Source organism: Enterobacter cloacae complex sp. GF14B (genome assembly GCF_004136805.1).
GTDB classification, from domain to species: Bacteria; Pseudomonadota; Gammaproteobacteria; order Enterobacterales; family Enterobacteriaceae; genus Enterobacter; species Enterobacter hormaechei_C.
Genome location: NZ_QFRV01000282.1, coordinates 1 through 1,285, shown reverse-complemented (window position 1 = coordinate 1,285; position 1,285 = coordinate 1). Strand labels below are relative to the sequence as shown.

At 61.1% G+C, this 1,285-nt stretch carries 1 protein-coding gene and 1 pseudogene; both read right to left on the bottom strand.

From position 1 onward, the window contains the following. Positions 1-301 (bottom strand): annotated as a pseudogene (locus tag DD606_RS25265) (amidohydrolase); the annotation flags it as partial. Next, positions 301-1,285, bottom strand: a 985-nt coding sequence (locus tag DD606_RS25260; protein ID WP_129259468.1) for an amidohydrolase, incomplete at its 5' end; no start/stop codon positions are given. The pseudogene DD606_RS25265 and the gene DD606_RS25260, both read right to left, overlap by 1 nt.

Here is a 1,285-nt window from a genome sequence, read left to right as displayed (position 1 = left end):
TGGCGGATTGCGCCGTCGCGCAGTGTGCCTGCTGGCTTAGCCCGGCCAGGGCATCGTATTCGCCCAGAAGGGCGATAACGGGCTTGCCGCTGCCGTAGCTGGCAATAAAGGCGTTGGGAATGCCTCCGGCTTCCCGCGTCAGGGTAAAGCCCTCGGCTTCCAGCGCGCTGGCGAGGCGTTCGGCGGACCAGAACTCTTCAAAGCGCGTTTCGGGATGATCCCAGATGTCGTCGGCAATATCGGTAAACGTCTGACATCGCGTGTCGATGGCATCAGCGATAAAAGCGTAGTTCTCCTGCATTACACACCTCGCGTCCACGGGAAATTAAGCGCAGTTCGCGCCAGCGTTTCGATGGCAACGTTCATCACCTGCTCATCAAAATCGAATTTTTCGTTGTGATGTCCGGCGCTCAGCTGGGTGCCGAAAACCATATACGAGGCCATGCCGCCGTTCTGCTGCACGCGGGCCATCATTAGCGTGGCGTCTTCGGAGCCCGCAGGCGCTTTGACCTTATTAATGGCATGAGTCACACCGGGCACCTGGCTTGCCTGCTCGCGCAGATAATCGACCCAGGCCGGGGAAGGGACGCTGGAGGTCGCCGCCCCCATCAGGTTTATCCCGGCTGTTACGCCATAGAGCGCCGCCGCGCCGGTAATTACCGCCTGCGCGCGCTCAAAGACATACTGATTAATAGCCTCGCTTTCGCCGCGGGTTTCAACCTTAAGTAACGCATCAGCCGGAACCACGTTGCGTCCGCTGCCCGCCTGCATGACCCCGACGTTAACCCGGGACGCGCCTTCGCTGTGTGGCGCGATGCCATGCAGCGCGATAGCGGCCTGGGCAGCAGCAAGCAGGGCGTTACGGCCCTCTTCCGGTTTACCGCCAGCGTGTGCGGCGACTCCGGTAAAGCGCACGTCAAATTTGGTGGTCGCCATGAAGTTATCGCTGCCGCAGATCACTGTCCCTTCCGGAACGCCGGTTCCGATATGAATGGCGGTAAAGTAGTCTACGCCGTCCAGCGCGCCTGCGGCGACCATAGCGCGCGCGCCGCGCGTACCCTCTTCGGCAGGCTGGAAGATCAGTTTGATGGTGCCGTTGAGCTGCGCTTCATACTGCTTAAGCACCTGCGCGAGCCCCAGACCAATGGTGGTATGCCCGTCGTGGCCACAGGCGTGCATCATTCCCGGATTGCAGGAGGCAAACCCGTCGCGGAACGGGCGATGGCTGTCGTCGAGCGCTTCGCTTAAATCAAGGGCGTCCATGTCCACGCGAAACGCCAGGGTT